Origin of the sequence: Rhodoferax sp. GW822-FHT02A01 (assembly GCF_038784515.1) — a bacterium.
Lineage (GTDB): Bacteria > Pseudomonadota > Gammaproteobacteria > Burkholderiales > Burkholderiaceae_C > Allorhodoferax.
The window spans coordinates 1,322,730-1,340,083 of the sequence record NZ_CP152376.1 but is presented as its reverse complement, the minus strand read 5'-3'; the positions used below and the strand labels follow the sequence as shown (position 1 = coordinate 1,340,083).

Below are 17,354 nucleotides of genomic sequence, written 5' to 3'. Positions count from 1 at the left end.
CACGTGCGCCTGCCCTGGCAGACGCACACCTCAAGCGCTTCAGTTTTCCGGCGCGCCGCGCAGAATCCAGGCAACGAGCTTGTCGTAATCCACGCGGGCTGAATTACCCAGTGCCTTGCTGGTATCAAATCCAGTGAGCTGACCGCCATTGTGGTGGTGGCCAGATGGTTTGCGCAGCAGGGGGCTGGCGATCAGATCTGTGAAGTTGATCCGGGAGCGCACTTCTGTGTAGAGCCAGTTCCGGTTGGTGGCATCGGTGCCTGCAACAACCCCCGTGCCGGCCCGGTCATAGTCGTTGTAGAAGACGGACGGTTTCGGGGCCGTTGCCGTGTTGACGTGGCAGGCGAGGCTGCAGCCACCACCTCCGTTTTGCAGGATGTCGCGGATCTGATTGGCGGGTGTTGCATTGTTGAACGACACCGCCTGCGGGTCCCAGGTAAGCGTAGAGTCCACCGCGATGGTCAGCGTCTTGGGGGCGCTGACGGTGCTGCCATTGCCCGTCACCAGCTGCAGCGTGTAACTGCCGTTGCCGCCCGCTGCCGTGAACGTGGGCGTTGCGGTGTTGGCATTGGTCAGGGTGGCGTTGCCTGTGAGAACGCTCCACTGGTAGGTGCTCGAGTACAGACTCATGGCAGCCGAGAGCGTGGTCGTGTTGCTCTTGATGATCCGGTCTGGTCCGGGGTCTGCCACCGGTCTGCCCGGCTGTGCATTTGCATCTGCAAAGCCCTTGCCGGCCAGGTAAGTTGCCATGGCGCCAAACATCGACGGCGTGGTCCAGTACTTGTCGTACACCAGTTTGGCCAACGGCATGTTGCCGCGGTCGATCACATGGGTCTTGATGCGATCGGAATAGCCGTCGAATTTGGTGAAGGACTCGAAATCGATATCCGACTGATTGCCATTGCCGCGCATGCTGTGGCACACACGGCAGGCGTTGGTCACAGTGTCTGCGTACAGACTGCTCTGGCCGGTGCTGCCCCAGTCACCAGGCAGATAGGTGTCAGAGGTTTCGGCCGTGGCATTGGGCAGGTCATTGCCGCCATACATGTGCTTGATATGTGCCGCTGCGGTGCCCTGGTATTCGTTGACATTGGCTGCACGGCGGCAGCTGTCGAAGGCGCCCGCGGTCTCGGAGGCCGGCTTGGCGTAGGTGCACAGCACCATCTTGTTGAGCTCCTTGATGTTGCTCTCCAGCGCCGCGCGGGTAAAGCCGCTGATGCTGGAGAAATCAAACGATGCCGGCTCGAATGCATGGGTCTGCCCGCCAACATCGCCTCGTGCGCCCGACTGGGAGTACGTCAGCTTGGGGAACAACCCTGATGGAGTCAGCGCATCTCCGCGACCGCCGTGGCAGGTGATGCAGATGGTTGGCATGGCTTTGTTGCCGCGCCCGTCCAGGTTGGCCGCAAGCAGCCGTGCTCCAGAGATCGGGTCGAAGGTGTAGAACTTCACAAAGTTGACCGTGCCACCTGGGCCTGGGCTGAATTCGATGCCGTTGGTGCCGATGTGCCAGCGCGATTCGGCGTTGACGGCGGCTTCCACGTTAAACGGGGTGTAGGGTCCGTAGCCACCGACCAGATAGTTTTCCACCACAAAGGCGATGGTGCCGTCCGCGTTCATGCGGCCCGTCATCTTGCGGCCATAGCCCAGATCCCGCTGGTCGCCGATGACGATGCTGATCTCGTTGCCGCCTGTGCCAAAACCATTGGTAGCCTTGAAGCCTGCCAGAGTGGCGCGCGCGTTGGTCGGGTCTATCGCCTGGTAATAGGCCGTGGCGTAGGCGGTGGAGTCCACCTGCAGCGAGCCATCTGTCTGCACCTGCGGATTGGGAAACAGCAGAAAGCTGTTGGGCCCGGCAGGTCCGGCCTGGCTGGCAGGGCTGCTGGATGCGGCAGCGCCGCTGTCACCCGTGCCTCCGCCACAGGCAGAGAGCAGCAAGCTGGCCCCAAGCAACAGCGTAGTGAAAGCGGGAAGCGCAAATCGTTTGTGCATCATGACCTCAGAAGCGCATCAGGTAGGTGGCGGACAGTTGGTTGCTGATGTAGCTGCTCGGCGACGTCGCCCAGGCAGGTCGCAGCTCCGGAGTGGACTGCACATAGCGCCACGAGAAGTCCAGTGAATCGCGTGCACCCAACCCGACGTTGTAGCCCAGCGTGAACAGTGCGGTCGTGCCCTTGAGCCGGTAGCTGAAGAATTCTCCGTTGGGGTAGGCGTCGTCCTGTACACGCGCCTGGGCGATCGTGATGTTCTCCAGCGATCGGTGACCGGTGGAAACGATGTCGCCATCGCGGTATTCGCCGGTCAGGTACAGGGTGGCTCCTTTGCCCAGCGAATAGTCCACATTCATGCGCAAAGATGTGTCCTGGGTCTCAAACACCGAGTCGTTGGCCTGGCGCGTGTTGTACATGAGCGCACTGAACAGCGTGATGCGGTCCGTCAGGGGTTGCAGCCAGGTGCCACCAACGGAGCTGCGTATGCCGTCACGCAGGCTGGACTGGTAGTCCTCTCCCGTGACCTTGCCCACCAGACCCCAGGTGGGGGCATCGAAATCTGCCGATCCGCGGTATTGCAGCGTGGCCTCTGCGCCCAGCGCGAAGCGGCTCAAGCCGTTGAAGTTCTGGAAGCGTTCGCCGGTGGCCACACCGGTCAGCAGGAAGCGGGTATTTCCTGTCAGCTGGTACTCCAGCGTGCGGCTCACGTTCACCGTGTAGACCATGTCGGAGCGGATGTCGCTGCCCAACTTGGCGCGGGTGATGTTGTCATCCCAGGTGGCGCTGGAGTCCACGGTGATCTCGTTTTCGTCATCCGTTATTTCTTCATCGCCCTTGAGCAGATTGCGCAGGCCCTTGGCCCCAAGCTCCTTGGTCAGCCGCATGCGCAATGCATAGCTAGACTCCGAGCTGGACACCCGGCTGAGTTGGTAGTCCAGACCAAAGGACCAGCCGTCGCGGAACAAGAACTCGCTGCCTAGGCCCAGCACCATGGCGCTGCGCCGGCTGTCGGTGGGAGCGATGGAGTAGCGCGTGCCACCGATCTGGTCGGCGTAGGAGATGACCGCATCACTGCCGTCCATCAGGTCCTGACGCCATTCCACGCGGGCGCGCGGCACGGCCCAGCCGAAGGACGTGGAGTGAACCGCTTCGCCTCGCAGACCCAGCACGGCCTGCGAGCTGTTGTTGGTCTGTTCAAAGTAGTGCAGGGCATAGTTGCCGGCGCCGGTTTCCGAGACCTCATCAAGCCTGTCCTGCGAGAAGTCCAGCCGCACATAGGGTGAAATCATGCGGCCGTTGTTGCGGTACTCCAGGCCGGTGCCTATGGAGCCGAAGATCTGCAGCCCCTTGCGGTTGCTCAGCGCAAAATCCGCCATGGGGTCCACCCAGCGCCGCATGTCGTAGTCAATCGTTCCCACCCCCAGCATGCCCTCGACAAAGGCGTTTTCGCCAAAGAGGTAGCTGCCGTACGCTGCCACGGAATAGCCCTGTGACTGGTTGCGTGAGCCATCCGTGCCGATGTAGGCCACGTCGCGCGCCAGGCCCACTCCCATGCCCCAGGTGAATGCATCGCTGACCGGAATATCCACACCGACGCTGATCCCGTTGGAGCTGTACTCGGTCGCGCTCACCGCGCCGTTGGCATCCCGCGAGCCAAAGCTGACCACGCCTTCCACCCACACCGAAGTACCTGGCAAGGTCGCCCCTGATTGGCCGTCACTGCCAAACGCCGATTTGAGTGCGCCCAGATCCAGGGTGCGGTTCTGGTTGAGGTTGTACAGAAGGCCGATCAACGGCGCATTGGGAACACCCAGCTGGTTCATTGCCATGGAGACGCCTGACTCCACCGGCAAGGACGCAGTGGGGTTGGTTCCGGTAGGCAACTGGGTGGCGTTGCCGACTTGCATTCCGGGTGCGGATGCTTGGGGCATGCCAGCGGAGAGCATATTGGTCAGGGCCGCATTGCCAAAGTTGCCATTGCCCGTTGCTGTCGTATTCCAGGCACTATCAGAACCCGGGTTGTTCACCACCTGTGCGCCTGCCGGCGTCAACCCCCCGAGTCCGCTGCGCTGGCCGCCCGGTCCTCCCGGGCGCCGCAGGCTTTCCATGTGGCGCCCGAAGTTGGAAACCTGTGCCTGCGAGAAACGCAATGCGGTTTGCGTCTGGTTGGCTACCAGCCCGGTGACGGCTGCGTTCTGTGTGGGATCGGGGCGGCCGGTGACGGTGATGGACACGGTACCCGCCGATGCCTTGAGCGCGCCAAACGACGCAACTACCATCATGGAGTCGGTACCGAAGTAATCCTTTGCCGGGGTGTAGGTGAGTTTGGTTCCACTCAGTTGGGTGCTGCCATGCCCAGGTGCGACCGAGACGGTAAAACCGGTGGGCGACAGGCCATTGAACATGCAGGCACTCAGGTCCAATGTTTGCGCAGTGTTGAGAGGCGTGGTCAGCGTGCAACCGGTTGGCGCAGGCGACCCGACCGCGAAGTTCAGTGTGATGGGTGCGCTGGGTCCTATCAGGTTGGTCGCCGTGAAGGTATAGGCCGTGCTTGCCATTGGCGCGGTCGGCAAAATCGTGATGAGCCCGGTGGCGGTGTTCAGGCTGAAGCCTGCGGGCAGGGCCGGCGTCACCGCAAAGGTGGCAGGCAGGTTGGTTGCCACCAATTGGACCGTGGTGGTCGTGTTGATGGTAAACACGGTTGAAGCCCCATTGGCCGGGCTGGTGATGGTGGACACGGCATTTGGGTTGATGGTGAATACGACCGTTTTGGAGCCCGTCAGATTGCCGGTGTTGATTGCCGAAACCGTGACGCTATAAATGCCGCTGACCGTGGGTGCGCCAGAAATGGCCCCGGTGCTGCTGTTGACCGACAGCCCGGGTGGCAGGCCGGATGCCGAGTACGGCGTGGTGGTCAACGGACCATTGGCGCCGGATGTGGCAATCGTGTACTGGGTCGCGTTAGTTCCTACCGCTCCCGTTGCCGTGCCTGCGCTGGAAATGACCGGGGCTTGGTCGGCATTGACCCGCACACTGACGGTCTTGGCCGTTCCCAAGGCGCCATTCGTGGCGTTCAGCGAGAGTGTGAAATCACCACTCACGGTGGGCGTGCCCGTCACCAGCCCTGTCGAGTCCACCGACAGACCGCTGACCCCTGAAACGTAGTACTGGCTGACCAACTGCGGGTTGGTCGCAAGGATGTGGAACGCCGTGATCGCCGTTCCCACGGTGCCAAGCACCGTGGGATTGTTTTGTGCAAGGTCGGTCGTGATGACCGGGGCACTGGCCTGGGCCACCGTGATGGTGAGCGTCTGCGACAGTGATCCGGAGGTCAGCGTCACCGGATAACTGCCTGCAGTGAGCGGGCCGGATGTGCTGGTCAGTCGCTTATTGGCCGAGTCGTACGTCACTCCAGGCGGCAACGTGCCGCTGAGCGATATGGCGGCTGACGGATAGACGGCGACGTTGAACGGGAGGTTGGTCGTGGCGCCCTGCGAGAGCGACAGGCTGGAAGCGTTGGTGAAACCCTGGATGGTCACCGAAATCGTGGTGCTGAGCGTCTTGACGCTTTCATCCACGGCACTGGGCAGCGTCACGGTGACTGTCACAGTGGCAGCGCCGGAAGAGGTGGGTGTGGTCGGTGTGCCCACAATCTTCCCGCCGGTTGTCATGCTCAATCCCGCAGGAAGGCCTGACGCGGCGAACGTGGCAGACGAGTCGTTGGAAGTGAAGGTCGCCAATGGAGAGCCGGAGGTATACGCGACGCCTGCATCCCCGGTTGCTGAGCTGGGCGCTGAAGTGAAACCGTAGACCGTAACGCCAATGGTGTGTGTATTGGACGTGCCCTTGGGATTGGTGGCCGTGACGCTAATGGAGTCCGAGCCGGTGTAATTGGCATTGGATGTATAGCCGATGTTGTATTGCATGGCCAGCGATCCCGCGGCCTGCGTGGGTGTGGCCGTGCCGTGGGAGGCACTTGCGGCAAGTCCGTTATCTGCCGCAGAGCCACCGGAAGTGCCGGAGGCCAGGTAGCCCCACACGTCCTTGGTAGCCGAGCCGCCGGACTTCACGCTCAAGGTGCTGGTGGTGGTGTTGAAGTGCGGCGTGAAATACTGGCCGATGTAGAGGGCCAGCGAGGTGATGTTGGCGTCGCTGGGTGGCGTGGGCGTGCCACCCGCTGCGGCATACATGAGACCTCCGGAGGAAAGCGCAGTCTTCAGGAAGGTCGGGTCGTTGGAGGCATTGGGGTGCCCCGGGGCCGTTACCGATTGGGTGGTGCTGTATTCCGTACCGAAGTGGCAACTTGAGCACACGCCATACCCGGTGGAGCCGGTTGTCCGGTATATGCCCTGTCCCGCGGAAACTGACTGCGCCTGCGCAGTGGAGAAGGCCAGCAGCGTCAGGGCAAGAATGCCGAGGGCCCTTTTGAGCTTGTTACATATCAGCACAAGGAATGAAAGCATGCCAAGTGGTCCCCATAAGTAGCAGTATTTATGTTGGCCGCACCCGCAATCCCTACAAAGTTTGACAAAGGCGCTTGCAGGTAAATGTAAACAAATGTAAGCAGCCGTGGCAAATACTTTGCAGTCTTGCAATGTGTTGCCAGTTGTTCCGTTGCATCCAGGTGGCATTTGCCGGTACCAAAACGGCAAAACTGATGAACTTGCCCGGGGGTAGATGTGATTTACAGCTTGATACGGGCAAGGCCCTTGGACTTGACGGACGTCAATGTCTCTTAATGTTGGCAGGCGATAATCCACCACTCTTGGAGCCTGGCGGCGGGGGAAACCGCTACAGCATGTGCCCGATGTGGCGGGGTTCTTATTTACCTTGGCGGACGATTTGACTTTTCAACACGAGCAGAGCGCGGGCATGCGGGCCCAGGATCTCACCGTTCGCCGGGGCACTGAGGTTCTGTTCAAGGCACTGAGTTTTGAACTGCAGGCAGGCCAGCTGGTCTGGCTGCGCGGCTCCAACGGCAGTGGCAAGACCAGTCTCTTGCGCGTGCTGGCAGGCCTGTCCCGCCCCGATGGCGGCCAGCTCCACTGGAATACCCAGACGCTGTCCGAATCTGAAGACTACCGCGCCCGCCTTGTCTACATGGGCCATGCCAATGCACTCAAGGACGATTTGACAGCCGTGGAGGCTCTGCGTTTTCTCACCACCGTGCATGGCCGCGTCTGCCCGCAGGACCGCATGGAAGCGGCATTGCGCCGCATGGGTGTGTTTCATCGGCGCAAGCTACCGGTGCGCATGCTTTCGCAAGGCCAGCGCCGCCGCGTTGCGCTGGCGCGTCTGGCCTTGGAAGACCGACCCGGCCTCTGGATACTGGACGAACCTTTTGACGCACTGGATGACGCCGGTCTGGCTCTGGTGCAGGAGCTGTTCCGCGAAAACGTGCAACGCGGCGGCATCGTGCTGTTCACCAGCCACATCCCCGTGCGCCCCGAGGGCTTGCCGCTGGTGGAGCTGACCTTGCAGGGAACGCGCGCCGCGCCGCGCAGCGCCGAGGTGATGCAGTGAACCCCATGGTGGCAGTTCTGGCGCGCGACCTGCGCCTGGCCAGCAGAAGGCCGGCAGAGGCCTTGCTGCCGGTGGCGTTCTTCGTGGTGGCTGCGAGCCTGTTTCCGCTGGGTGTAGGGCCGGAGCCGTCCACCCTCAAGCAGATAGCGCCCGGCATTGTCTGGGTCTGTGCGCTGCTGTCCAGCATGCTGTCGCTCAACTCCATGTATGGGAGCGACTACGCCGATGGCTCGCTGGAGCAGATGCTGATCTCGCGCATGTCGGGCACCGAGTTGGCTGTGGCCAAGGGCTTTGCCCACTGGCTCATGACCGGTGTACCGCTTCTGTTAGTGTCGCCGCTGTTGGGGCTGCTGTTTGGCCTGTCCTGGGAAGCCATTGGCCTGATGGCTCTGGGGCTTTTGCTGGGTACACCGATACTCAGCATGATGGGCGGCATGGGTGCAGCGCTGACGCTGGGGTTGCGCAACTCGGCCGTATTGATCCTGCTGATCGTGCTGCCCCTGTGCATTCCGGTGTTGATTTTTGGCGCTGGCGCGGTGTCGGCTGCGGAAGCGGGGCTGGCGCCGAATGGCCATTTTTATCTGTTGGGAGCGATGTTGCTGCTGACGTCGCTGGGCGCGCCAGTGGCCACTGCTGCAGCCTTGCGCATATCTGTATGAAAAACCTGCCACGACTTTTTTACTTCGCCGCACCTTCGCGCTTCTACTGGCTGGCAAGCTGGAGCGTGCCGTGGCTGTATGCCATAGCCGCGGTGTTTGCCGTCTGGGGGCTGTACATCGGTTTCTTTGTGGCGCCTACGGACGCCACCCAGGGCGATGCCTACCGCATCATCTTTATCCACGTGCCCGCGGCCTGGATGTCCATGGTGATCTATCTGGCCATGGCCGGCTGGGCTGCGTTCGGCTGGGCGGCCAATGCGCGGCTGGCGTCCATGATGGCGCGCGCTCTGGCACCTACCGGAGCCGCGTTTACTTTTTTGGCGCTGTGGACAGGTGCCTTCTGGGGCAAGCCCACCTGGGGCGCATGGTGGGTGTGGGACGCACGGCTTACGTCCGAACTGATCCTGTTGTTTTTGTACCTGGGCTTCATGGCCCTGGTCGAAGCCATTGACGACACGCGCCGTGCCGACCATGCGGGTGCCTTGCTGGCCATCATCGGCGCGGTGAATGTGCCCATCATCTATTTTTCGGTGCGCTGGTGGAACACCTTGCACCAAGGCGCCACCATCAGCATGACGGCTGCTCCCAAGATGGCCACCACCATGCTGACCTCCATGTTGCTGATGACCGTGGCTTTCTGGGCCTATGCTTTTGCCGTGGTGTTCAGACGCTGTAGCGCCATCGTGCTGGAGCGTGAGCGCGGCGCCGATTGGGTGCAAGCCCTGGCAAAGAAGTGAAGGTGACACCATGATCTGGAATAGCGCGAGTGATTTTTTTGCCATGGGTGGCTATGGCCTGTATGTATGGGGCTCCTACGGCGTAACGGCTGCCTGGATGCTGCTGGAGCCTGCTTTGGCTGCACGCAGACACCGTGCAGCTTTGGCGGCACTGAGTGAATGGGATGAACAAGGTGAACAAATATGAAAACGCGGCATAAACGGCTGGCCATCGCGGCCGGTGTGGTATTGGTGATCGGTGCAGCGGCTGCGCTGATCCTCAATGCCTTTCAGAGCAATCTGGTGTTCTTTTTCTCGCCCTCGCAGATCGCCTCCAAGGAGGCGCCCGTGGGCCGCACCTTCCGCCTGGGCGGTCTGGTGGTGGCCGGCAGCGTCAAGCGCGACGGCGTGGCCGTGGACTTCAAGGTAACCGACACGGCGCAAACCGTGCCGGTGCACTTTGAAGGCATCCTGCCCGACCTGTTCAAGGAAGGCAAAGGCGTGGTGGCACAGGGCAAGCTGCAGGACGGCGTGTTCATTGCCAAGGAGGTTCTGGCCAAGCACGATGAGAACTACATGCCGCCCGAAGCAGCAGAAGCACTCAAGAACGCCGCCAAGAGCAACGAGAAAACCGCCGCATCCCTGGTTACGAGCAAATAAACATGATTCCTGAACTTGGTCACTTCTTTCTCTGGCTGGCGCTGGGTGTAGCGCTCGTCCTCGGGGTGCTCCCGATGTGGGGCGCAGCGCGTGGTCGGGCTGATTGGATGGCGCTGGCGCGTCCTGCCAGTTACCTGTTGTTCTGCCTGGTTTCACTGGCTTCCGTGTGCCTGATGGTGTCCTTCATCCGCAGCGACTTCTCGGTGCTGTATGTGGCTTCCAATTCCAACACCGCCTTGCCCTTGCAGTACCAGATAGCCGGTTTCTGGGGCGGGCATGAAGGCTCGCTGCTGTTGTGGGTGCAGATGCTGGTGGTGTGGATGGTGGCCGTCGCGATTTTCAGCCGCCATTTGCCGCAGCCAGTGCTCTCGCGCATTCTCTCGGTGATGGGGCTGGTCAGCGTGGGCTTTCTGCTTTTCATGCTGCTCACTTCCAACCCATTTGACCGGCTGTTTCCCGCACCCCCTGATGGCCGGGACTTGAACCCGCTGTTGCAGGACCCGGGCATGGTGTTTCACCCGCCCACGCTCTACATGGGCTACGTCGGCTTCTGTGTCGCCTTCGCGTTTGCGATTGCGGCCTTGATAGGCGGCAACCTGGACGCCACCTGGGCGCGCTGGACCCGCCCTTGGACCACCGTGGCCTGGATGTTCCTGACCGTGGGCATTGCCATGGGTAGCTCCTGGGCCTACTACGAACTGGGCTGGGGCGGCTGGTGGTTCTGGGATCCGGTGGAAAACGCGTCGCTCATGCCCTGGCTCTTGGGCACTGCGCTGATCCACTCGCTGGCAGTGACCGAGAAGCGCGGCAGCTTCAAGAACTGGACCGTGCTGCTGGCGATCCTGGCGTTTTCGTTCTCGCTCCTGGGCACCTTCCTGGTCCGCTCGGGCGTGCTGTCATCGGTGCACGCCTTTGCCACTGACCCGCGCCGCGGCCTGTTCATTCTGGCCTTTTTGACAGTGGTGATCGGCTCCTCGTTCACCCTGTTTGCCTGGCGCGCTCCTACCGTGGGTCTGGGCGCACGCTTTGCGCTGTTCTCCAAGGAGACATCGCTCTTGGCCAACAACGTGCTGTTCATGGTGGCAGCCGGTGTGGTGCTGCTGGGCACGCTCTACCCCTTGCTGCTGGATGCCATGGGCATGGGCAAAATTTCGGTAGGCCCGCCGTATTTCGACTCGGTCTTCATGCCGCTGATGCTGCCTACCATCTTCCTGATGGGCGTCGGGCCCATGGCGCGCTGGAAGGAAACCTCGGTGCCGGATCTGGCCAGCCGCCTGAAGTGGGCCGCGGGTGTGACCGTGGTCGCTTCCATCCTCACCGGCCTGCTGGCGGGCTCCATCCATCTGGTGGCCAGCATCGGCTTGATGATGTCCTACTGGATCTTCAGCTCCGTGGCCACCGACTTCTGGGAGCGTGTGCGCCCCGAAGGCAAAGGCTTTGCCGAGTTGCGCCGTCGCATGGGTCAGATTCCGCGTGCGCTGGCCGGCATGATGGTGGCGCACATCGGCGTGGCCGTGTTCTGCTTTGGTGTGACCATGGTCAAGACCTATGAGGTCGAAAGTGACGTCAAGATGGCCGTAGGCGACACCACCACGGTGAAGGGCTACCAGTTTGCCTTCAAGGGCGTCAAGCAGATTACCGGCCCCAACTACGATGCGACGCGCGCCCAGATCGAAATCACCCGCAACGGCAGCAGGGTGGCCGAACTGCACCCGGAGAAGCGCATCTACCGCGTGCAGCAAAATCCCATGACGGAAGCGGCCATCAGCCCGGGCCTGACCCGTGACCTGTATGTCTCCATGGGTGAAGAGGTGGAGGGCGGAGCCTGGATCATCCGCGTCTATGTGAAGCCTTTTATTGACTGGATCTGGGGCGGTGGCCTGGTGATGGCCTTTGGGGGATTCCTGGCCTTGACCGACAGGCGTTACCGCCGCAAAGCGGGAGTGAAAGTATGAGCCCCCACGTTCGTCACTGCGTGTATTCACTGCCCCCCGAGGGGGCGCTGCTCTCCTTGGGGCGGCCCGGCGGAGAGCAACCATGAGCAAGTATCTGCGTTTCCTGTTGCCTCTGTTCATCTTCCTGGGGCTGGTCGGCTTTCTGTTCAAGGGCCTGTTTCTGGACCCGCGCGAGGTACCCTCACCGCTGATCGATAAACCGGCGCCAGCCTTCTCGCTGAGCCTGCTGGACAAGCCTGACACCACATTCAAGCGTGACGACATGCTGGGCAAGGTCTGGCTGCTCAACGTGTTTGCATCGTGGTGCGTGGCCTGTCGTGAAGAGCATCCCCTGCTGGTGGAGTTCTCGCGCTCCAAGATGCTGCCCATCTACGGCCTGAACTACAAGGACGACCGGGCCGCCGGCATGAAGTGGCTGGCCACCTTTGGCAACCCCTACGACGGTTCGCTGTTCGACCACGACGGTAAGGTCGGCATCGATTACGGAGTCTATGGTGTGCCGGAGTCCTTCCTGATCGACGCCAAAGGCGTGATCCGCTACAAGCAGATCGGCCCCTTCACGCCTGAGGCCATTGAGACCAAGCTGATTCCTCTGGTCCAGCAGCTCAAGAAGGAGGCCGGCAATGTCTAAGTGGCTTTTGCTGTTGTGCATGGCCGCTTGGATGTCCATCGCCTCGGCCAACGAGGCGGCTCCCGCAGCCGCCGATCCGGCGCTGGAAGCGCGCATGCTCAGCATCACGGCCGAGCTGCGCTGCCTGGTGTGCCAGAACCAGACCATTGCCGACTCCCATGCCGACCTCGCCGTGGACCTGCGTCAGCAGGTGCGCGAGATGCTGCAAAAGGGTCAGACCGACCAGCAGATCCTGGACTACATGACTGCACGCTACGGCGACTTCGTGCTGTATCGCCCGCCTTTCAAGAACACCACTGTGCTGCTGTGGGTGGGCCCTGGCGTGATGCTGGTGGCCGGGCTGGTGATGCTGGTGCTGATACTGCGCCGGCGCAACCGCATGCCTGCCGACAAGTTTGACCCGGAAGAACCGGATGACGGCGTCGCCGCCGAAGATGCCACCGAGCGTACCGCCCACTGATTTGGATTGCGAATGAACACCTCCACCGACACGATTGAAGGCCTCAAACAGAAGCTGGCCCAACTCAAGGACTTGCACGACAGCGGTGTGCTGGCCGAAGCCCAGTACCAGGAGGGAAGGGCCACGCTGGAGCGGCGCATTCTGGAGCTGGTGCTGTCCGCAGCGCCCGAGGCGACTACCCGTCTGGCTACGGCCGCCGCGTCTCCCAACCCCAGGAAGCAGTCCACGATGTCGGGCAAGGCGGCGGCTGCGGCGTATGCCGCCACGGCAGCGGCCAGTGTTCCGCCCGTGCCGGCTACCGCACCCCGGCCTTCGCCACTGCTGCTCACGGGGCTGGCCGTGGGCGTGCTGGCTTTGGCGCTGGCCGGATATGCCTGGAAGGGCTCACCCGGCGCGCTGACGGGCACCACCGATTCGGGTCAGGTAGCAGCGGACGGCAAGCCCGCACCCCACGCCGTGGGTGCCGAGCAGATCGCTGCCATGACCGAGAAGCTGGCTGAGCGACTCAAGTCCCGTCCCGATGATGTGGAAGGTTGGTCCATGCTGGCACGTTCCTACAGCGTGCTGGGGCGCCATGCAGAGGCGCTCAAGGCGTATGAGAAGGCTTTGAGCCTGCGCAAGGACGATCCCACACTGCTGGCCGATTACGCCGATTCCATGGCGGTCAATAACAACAGCGACCTCACCGGCGAGCCCATGAAGCTGGTGGAGCGTGCGCTCAAACTGGACCCCAAGAACCTCAAGGCCTTGTACCTGGCAGGTACCCAGGCCTTCAACACCAAGGACTACACCAGTGCGGTGCAGATCTGGGAAAAGATGGTGGCCGTCTCGCCCCCGGGCAATGTGTTCGCACAGCAGGTGGAGCCGGCCATTGTGGAAGCCCGTCGGCTCGCCGGCATGCCGCCAGCGGCCAAGCCGCTGGACGCGGCACCTGCAGGCAATGCGGCACCAGCCGCTGCAGGCGGTGGCGTAGTAAGTGGTACCGTCACCCTCGCGCCGGCACTGGCCAAGCAGGCCCAACCGGAAGACACCGTGTTCGTGTTTGCCCGCGCAGCCGAAGGCTCACGTATGCCCCTGGCGATTCTGCGCAAGCAGGTCAAGGACCTGCCGCTGAACTTTACGCTCAATGACAGCATGGCCATGTCGCCCGCCAGCGCGCTGTCCGCCGCCAGCAAGGTCATCGTGGGTGCGCGCGTCAGCAAGAGCGGCAATGCCATGGCCCAGCCGGGTGACCTCGCGGGCCAGTCGGCTGTCGTGAACGTGGGTGCAACCGGCCTGAAGATCGAAATCAAGGACGCTGTCAAACCCTAGTGCCTGTCTGCCCGGCGAGTCCGTCGTGAATTACCTGTACCTCTACGCTGCCATCATTCTCGCGGTCATCGTGTTGTATTCACGGCGGCATGTGAAGAAGGTTGAAACCGACAAGTCCCAGTTGCGGGAATCGATACAGGGTGGCATGGCAGAGCCGCCCTCGCTGCATCCGGTGTTTGACCCGGTGCGTTGCATAGGTTCGGGCTCCTGCGCCACGGTGTGCCCGGAAGGCGCCATTGGCATCGTCAACGGCCGCGGCGTGCTGATCAATGCCTCCCATTGCATAGGCCATGGCGCGTGCCTCGCAGCCTGTCCGCATGACGCCATCAAGCTGGTGTTCGGTACCGAGAAGCGCGGCATCGACATTCCCCACATCAGCGGTGAGTTCGAGACCAACGTGCCGGGCATCTTCATCGCTGGTGAATTGGGCGGCATGGGACTGATCCGCAAGGCGGCAGAGCAAGGGCGCCAGGCCATCAACGCACTGCGCAAGCGCGATGGAGGCCAAGCCGAATACGACGTGGTGATCGTGGGCTGCGGCCCGGCGGGACTCTCGGCCGGTCTGTCAGCCATGCACCACAAGCTGCGCTACAAGCTGATCGAGCAGGAAGATTCCCTGGGTGGCACGGTGTACCACTATCCACGCAACAAGATTGCGATGACCGCACCGGTGGTGCTGGACATCGTCGGCACGGTGAAGTTCGGCGAGGTGCAAAAGGAAAAGCTGCTCGAGTTCTGGTTGGGCGTTGTCGAAAAGACGGGGCTGCAGATCTCGTTTCACGAGCGCATGGAGAGCATTGAAAAATCCGGCGACGGTTTTGTGGTGCAGACCAACAAGGGTGGCTACGTCACCCGCAGCGTGCTGCTCAGCATGGGGCGGCGTGGCACGCCGCGCAAGCTCGATGTGCCGGGTGAAGACAGCCCCAAGGTGGTCTACCGCCTGATCGACCCCGAGCAATACAAGGGCCAATCCGTGCTGGTAGTGGGCGGCGGCGACAGTGCGCTCGAAGCCGCCATTGCCATTGCGGAGCAAGACGGCACCACGGTCACCCTGTCCTATCGCAGTGCCGCCTTTTCGCGCGTCAAACCCAAGAACAGAACCCTGCTGGAGCAGGCCGAAAAAGCAGGCCGCATTCAGGTGCTGCTCAATTCCGGCATCAAGGAAATCCTGGAGAAGGAAGTCCAGCTGGAGCAGAACGGACAGCTGCACACGCTGGCCAACGATGCGGTCATCGTCTGTGCTGGCGGCCTTTTGCCGACGCCCTTGCTGCGAAAAATAGGCATCGACTTCGAGACCAAGTTCGGCACCGTCTAACGCGCGGGCACGCAACATCCGCAGGTGCCAGGTTACAAAGACTGGCTGTTGTTACATTTTGTAGCATGATCCGCACGGTATTCCCGCGATGCGTGAGGTGATTCATACCTCACAATCACCTCGGAGTCGTTGGCCTTGCAATAAATATTGCAGGTGGCCGACACAGAATATAAATAGGCACAGGGCACGTCCATGCAATACATACACTACCTGCGCGTCTCGTGCGTGAGCGTCGCATTCTTGATGGCCACATTGGCGGGCAACCTGGCACGGGCGGCAGAGCGCGTCTTTTTTCTGGAGCCGCTCGACAAGGCCGAAGTCACATCACCGGTGACTGTACGGTTTGGCCTGGAAGGCATGCGCATTGCACCGTTGCGCGACAAGACGCCGGGTACTGGTCACCATCATCTGATCATCGACGGCGAGCCTGTTCCCAAGGGTGAGCCGATTGATGTGGATGAAACACACATCCACTACGGCACCGGCCTCACCAGCGCCCGCATCGACCTGCCACCCGGACCGCACAAGCTGACACTGCAATTCGGCAACGGACGCCACGAGTCCTATGGTCCGGAAATGAGCAGCACCATCAACATCACCGTGAAGCCACAGTGATTGGCTTACGGTTGTCTTAAGAAATTCGTCAGTGAAGGTCGCAACAATGCATGCGATCCGATAGAGGCAACACCATGAAGCCAATATATATATATGGTGGCGTCCTGCTGCTACTGCTGCTGAGTTTTTCGTTGCTGGGTATTTTCTTGACCAACGTCAAATGGCTGCGCCCACGCCTGGCCTCCAGTTACGTACGCATGTGCACCCTGGTATTTTTGCTGGCGGCCTATGCCATGGCGCAATACGGCTGGCCGGGTGTGCATCTGCGCGCGGTGGACCTATGGTCCCTCCTGGTCATTTTGGGCATTCTGGGGTATTCGCTGCTGAAGGCGACCCTGGCCTATTCGCAGCGCGAACTCGATCACCAGGACTTCAGCAAGAGCTATATGTTGTCCATGCTCTACACCGACAGCGAACAGATGCCCCATGAAGAAGCACAGGGTGCAACCCACAACGAGATACGAGACAAGCGACAGCCGTAGGTTTTCTGCAACCCGTTTGATGCACCCTTAAGAAATCCTTAATGGCTATCGAACTATGGTGCAGCACAGTGAGAAAAAGGCCACCGGCCTACGCTGCCATTAGCCAGGAGGAGCTCCGTGTGAGCCGGATACGAACAACATGAGTGCAGCACCGCCAAACAGATCGGCATCGAACGCCGAGCGTAAATCTTCTGTCCAGATACTGGCAGGAGACTCGCTCGTCTACATCGTGCTGGTTGCATTGCTGTGGGGCACCTGGGGCATCAGCCAGTTGGGCCTGTTCCAGTCCGGCGATGACACGGGCTACTGGATTGGGGTGACAGGCTCCGTCATGATGTTGTGCTTGCTGACCTATCCCTTGCGCAAATATGTACGCTTTGCGCAAGGCTGGGGCAATATCAAGATCTGGTTCTGGGTCCATATCGTTCTGGGCGTGCTGGGTCCACTGCTGGTCTTGCTGCACTCCAACTTCCGCACCGGCTCGCTCAATGCGGCCGTGGCCTTGTACAGCATGCTGGTGGTGGCGGGCAGCGGTGTGGCCGGGCGCTTCCTGTTTCAGCGTGTCAACCGTGGCCTGCAAGGCGAGCTCACCGACTTGAAGACCGTGACGCAAAACGCCGGTATGGACAAGGAAGATGCCCGCTCCCGCCTGGCCTTTGCGCCCCATGTGGAGCAACGGCTCAAGGCGTTTGAGGAGCGTGAGCTGCAGACCTCCGATGGCTTTGTGGCCAATATGCGTGCCGTCTTCTGGTTGCCTGTATTGCAGTTCAAGGTCTACCAGCAATGTGCCAGGGAGCTCGACATGCTGTTGCCGAAAATGGCGGCCAGCCAGCACTGGAGCCGTGAGGACCTGCAACGCAGACGTTCCAAGGCCAAGAAGATGGTGGACCGCTATCTGAATGCCGTGGTCAGCGTATCGCAGTTTTCTGCTTATGCGTTCCTGTTCTCGCTGTGGCACGTGGCACATATTCCGTTTGTGTATGTGCTGATCGTGACCGCGCTGGTTCACGTATACGCGGTGCACGCGTATTGACAA

The 17,354-nt window shown here is 61.4% G+C and carries 15 protein-coding genes; 13 read left to right on the top strand and 2 right to left on the bottom strand.

Annotated features, from left to right (window positions below; translation table 11 throughout):
- Positions 1 to 39: 39 nt before the first annotated feature.
- Both AAGF34_RS06295 and AAGF34_RS06290 read right to left on the bottom strand, forming a co-directional pair.
- Entirely contained in the window at positions 40 to 1,995 is a 1,956-nt protein-coding gene (locus AAGF34_RS06295; protein ID WP_342619762.1) for a hypothetical protein, read from the bottom strand.
- A gap of 4 nt (positions 1,996 to 1,999) precedes the next feature.
- A complete protein-coding gene (locus AAGF34_RS06290; RefSeq protein WP_342619761.1) occupies positions 2,000 to 6,454 on the bottom strand; it encodes an autotransporter domain-containing protein in 4,455 nt (1,484 codons plus the stop codon).
- A gap of 379 nt (positions 6,455 to 6,833) precedes the next feature.
- Between AAGF34_RS06290 and ccmA the strand changes: the two genes are divergently transcribed.
- The 13 genes from ccmA to AAGF34_RS06225 all read left to right on the top strand — a co-directional run bounded on the left by ccmA (position 6,834) and on the right by AAGF34_RS06225 (position 17,351).
- Positions 6,834 to 7,514, top strand: coding sequence for a cytochrome c biogenesis heme-transporting ATPase CcmA (ccmA, locus tag AAGF34_RS06285; protein WP_342619760.1), 681 nt, complete (start codon positions 6,834 to 6,836; stop codon positions 7,512 to 7,514).
- A gap of 5 nt (positions 7,515 to 7,519) precedes the next feature.
- Positions 7,520 to 8,173 (top strand): heme exporter protein CcmB, encoded by a 654-nt coding sequence (gene ccmB, locus AAGF34_RS06280; protein WP_342621047.1) that lies wholly within the window; start codon positions 7,520 to 7,522, stop codon positions 8,171 to 8,173.
- Positions 8,170 to 8,910, top strand: a complete 741-nt coding sequence (gene ccmC, locus AAGF34_RS06275) for a heme ABC transporter permease CcmC (RefSeq protein ID WP_342619759.1) — start codon at positions 8,170 to 8,172, stop codon at positions 8,908 to 8,910. Before ccmB ends, ccmC begins: the two co-directional genes overlap by 4 nt.
- 10 nt (positions 8,911 to 8,920) lie before the next feature.
- Positions 8,921 to 9,097 carry a heme exporter protein CcmD gene (gene ccmD / locus AAGF34_RS06270; RefSeq protein WP_342619758.1) on the top strand — a complete coding sequence of 59 codons (177 nt, stop codon included), beginning with the start codon at positions 8,921 to 8,923 and terminating at the stop codon, positions 9,095 to 9,097.
- Positions 9,094 to 9,549, top strand: a complete 456-nt coding sequence (gene ccmE, locus AAGF34_RS06265; protein ID WP_342619757.1) for a cytochrome c maturation protein CcmE — start codon at positions 9,094 to 9,096, stop codon at positions 9,547 to 9,549. Before ccmD ends, ccmE begins: the two co-directional genes overlap by 4 nt.
- A 2-nt stretch (positions 9,550 to 9,551) precedes the next feature.
- Positions 9,552 to 11,504 carry a heme lyase CcmF/NrfE family subunit gene (locus AAGF34_RS06260; protein ID WP_342619756.1) on the top strand — a complete coding sequence of 651 codons (1,953 nt, stop codon included), beginning with the start codon at positions 9,552 to 9,554 and terminating at the stop codon, positions 11,502 to 11,504.
- 82 nt (positions 11,505 to 11,586) lie between these two features.
- A complete protein-coding gene (locus tag AAGF34_RS06255; protein ID WP_342619755.1) occupies positions 11,587 to 12,135 on the top strand; it encodes a DsbE family thiol:disulfide interchange protein in 549 nt (182 codons plus the stop codon).
- On the top strand, positions 12,128 to 12,595 hold the full coding sequence (locus tag AAGF34_RS06250) for a cytochrome c-type biogenesis protein (protein WP_342619753.1): 468 nt from the start codon (positions 12,128 to 12,130) through the stop codon (positions 12,593 to 12,595). The genes AAGF34_RS06255 and AAGF34_RS06250 overlap by 8 nt, the downstream gene beginning before the upstream one ends.
- Positions 12,596 to 12,607: 12 nt before the next feature.
- The gene (locus AAGF34_RS06245; protein WP_342619752.1) at positions 12,608 to 13,906 is read left to right on the top strand and encodes a tetratricopeptide repeat protein; all 1,299 of its coding nucleotides are present in this window, start codon (positions 12,608 to 12,610) and stop codon (positions 13,904 to 13,906) included.
- A 25-nt stretch (positions 13,907 to 13,931) separates the two neighbouring features.
- Positions 13,932 to 15,221 carry an NAD(P)-binding domain-containing protein gene (locus tag AAGF34_RS06240; RefSeq protein ID WP_342619751.1) on the top strand — a complete coding sequence of 430 codons (1,290 nt, stop codon included), beginning with the start codon at positions 13,932 to 13,934 and terminating at the stop codon, positions 15,219 to 15,221.
- A gap of 192 nt (positions 15,222 to 15,413) precedes the next feature.
- Complete coding sequence (locus AAGF34_RS06235) at positions 15,414 to 15,836, top strand: DUF4399 domain-containing protein (protein ID WP_342619750.1); 423 nt, start codon at positions 15,414 to 15,416, stop codon at positions 15,834 to 15,836.
- 74 nt (positions 15,837 to 15,910) lie between these two features.
- Positions 15,911 to 16,318 (top strand): hypothetical protein, encoded by a 408-nt coding sequence (locus AAGF34_RS06230; RefSeq protein WP_342619749.1) that lies wholly within the window; start codon positions 15,911 to 15,913, stop codon positions 16,316 to 16,318.
- A 139-nt stretch (positions 16,319 to 16,457) separates the two neighbouring features.
- Complete coding sequence (locus tag AAGF34_RS06225) at positions 16,458 to 17,351, top strand: hypothetical protein (protein WP_342619748.1); 894 nt, start codon at positions 16,458 to 16,460, stop codon at positions 17,349 to 17,351.
- Positions 17,352 to 17,354: the final 3 nt, after the last annotated feature.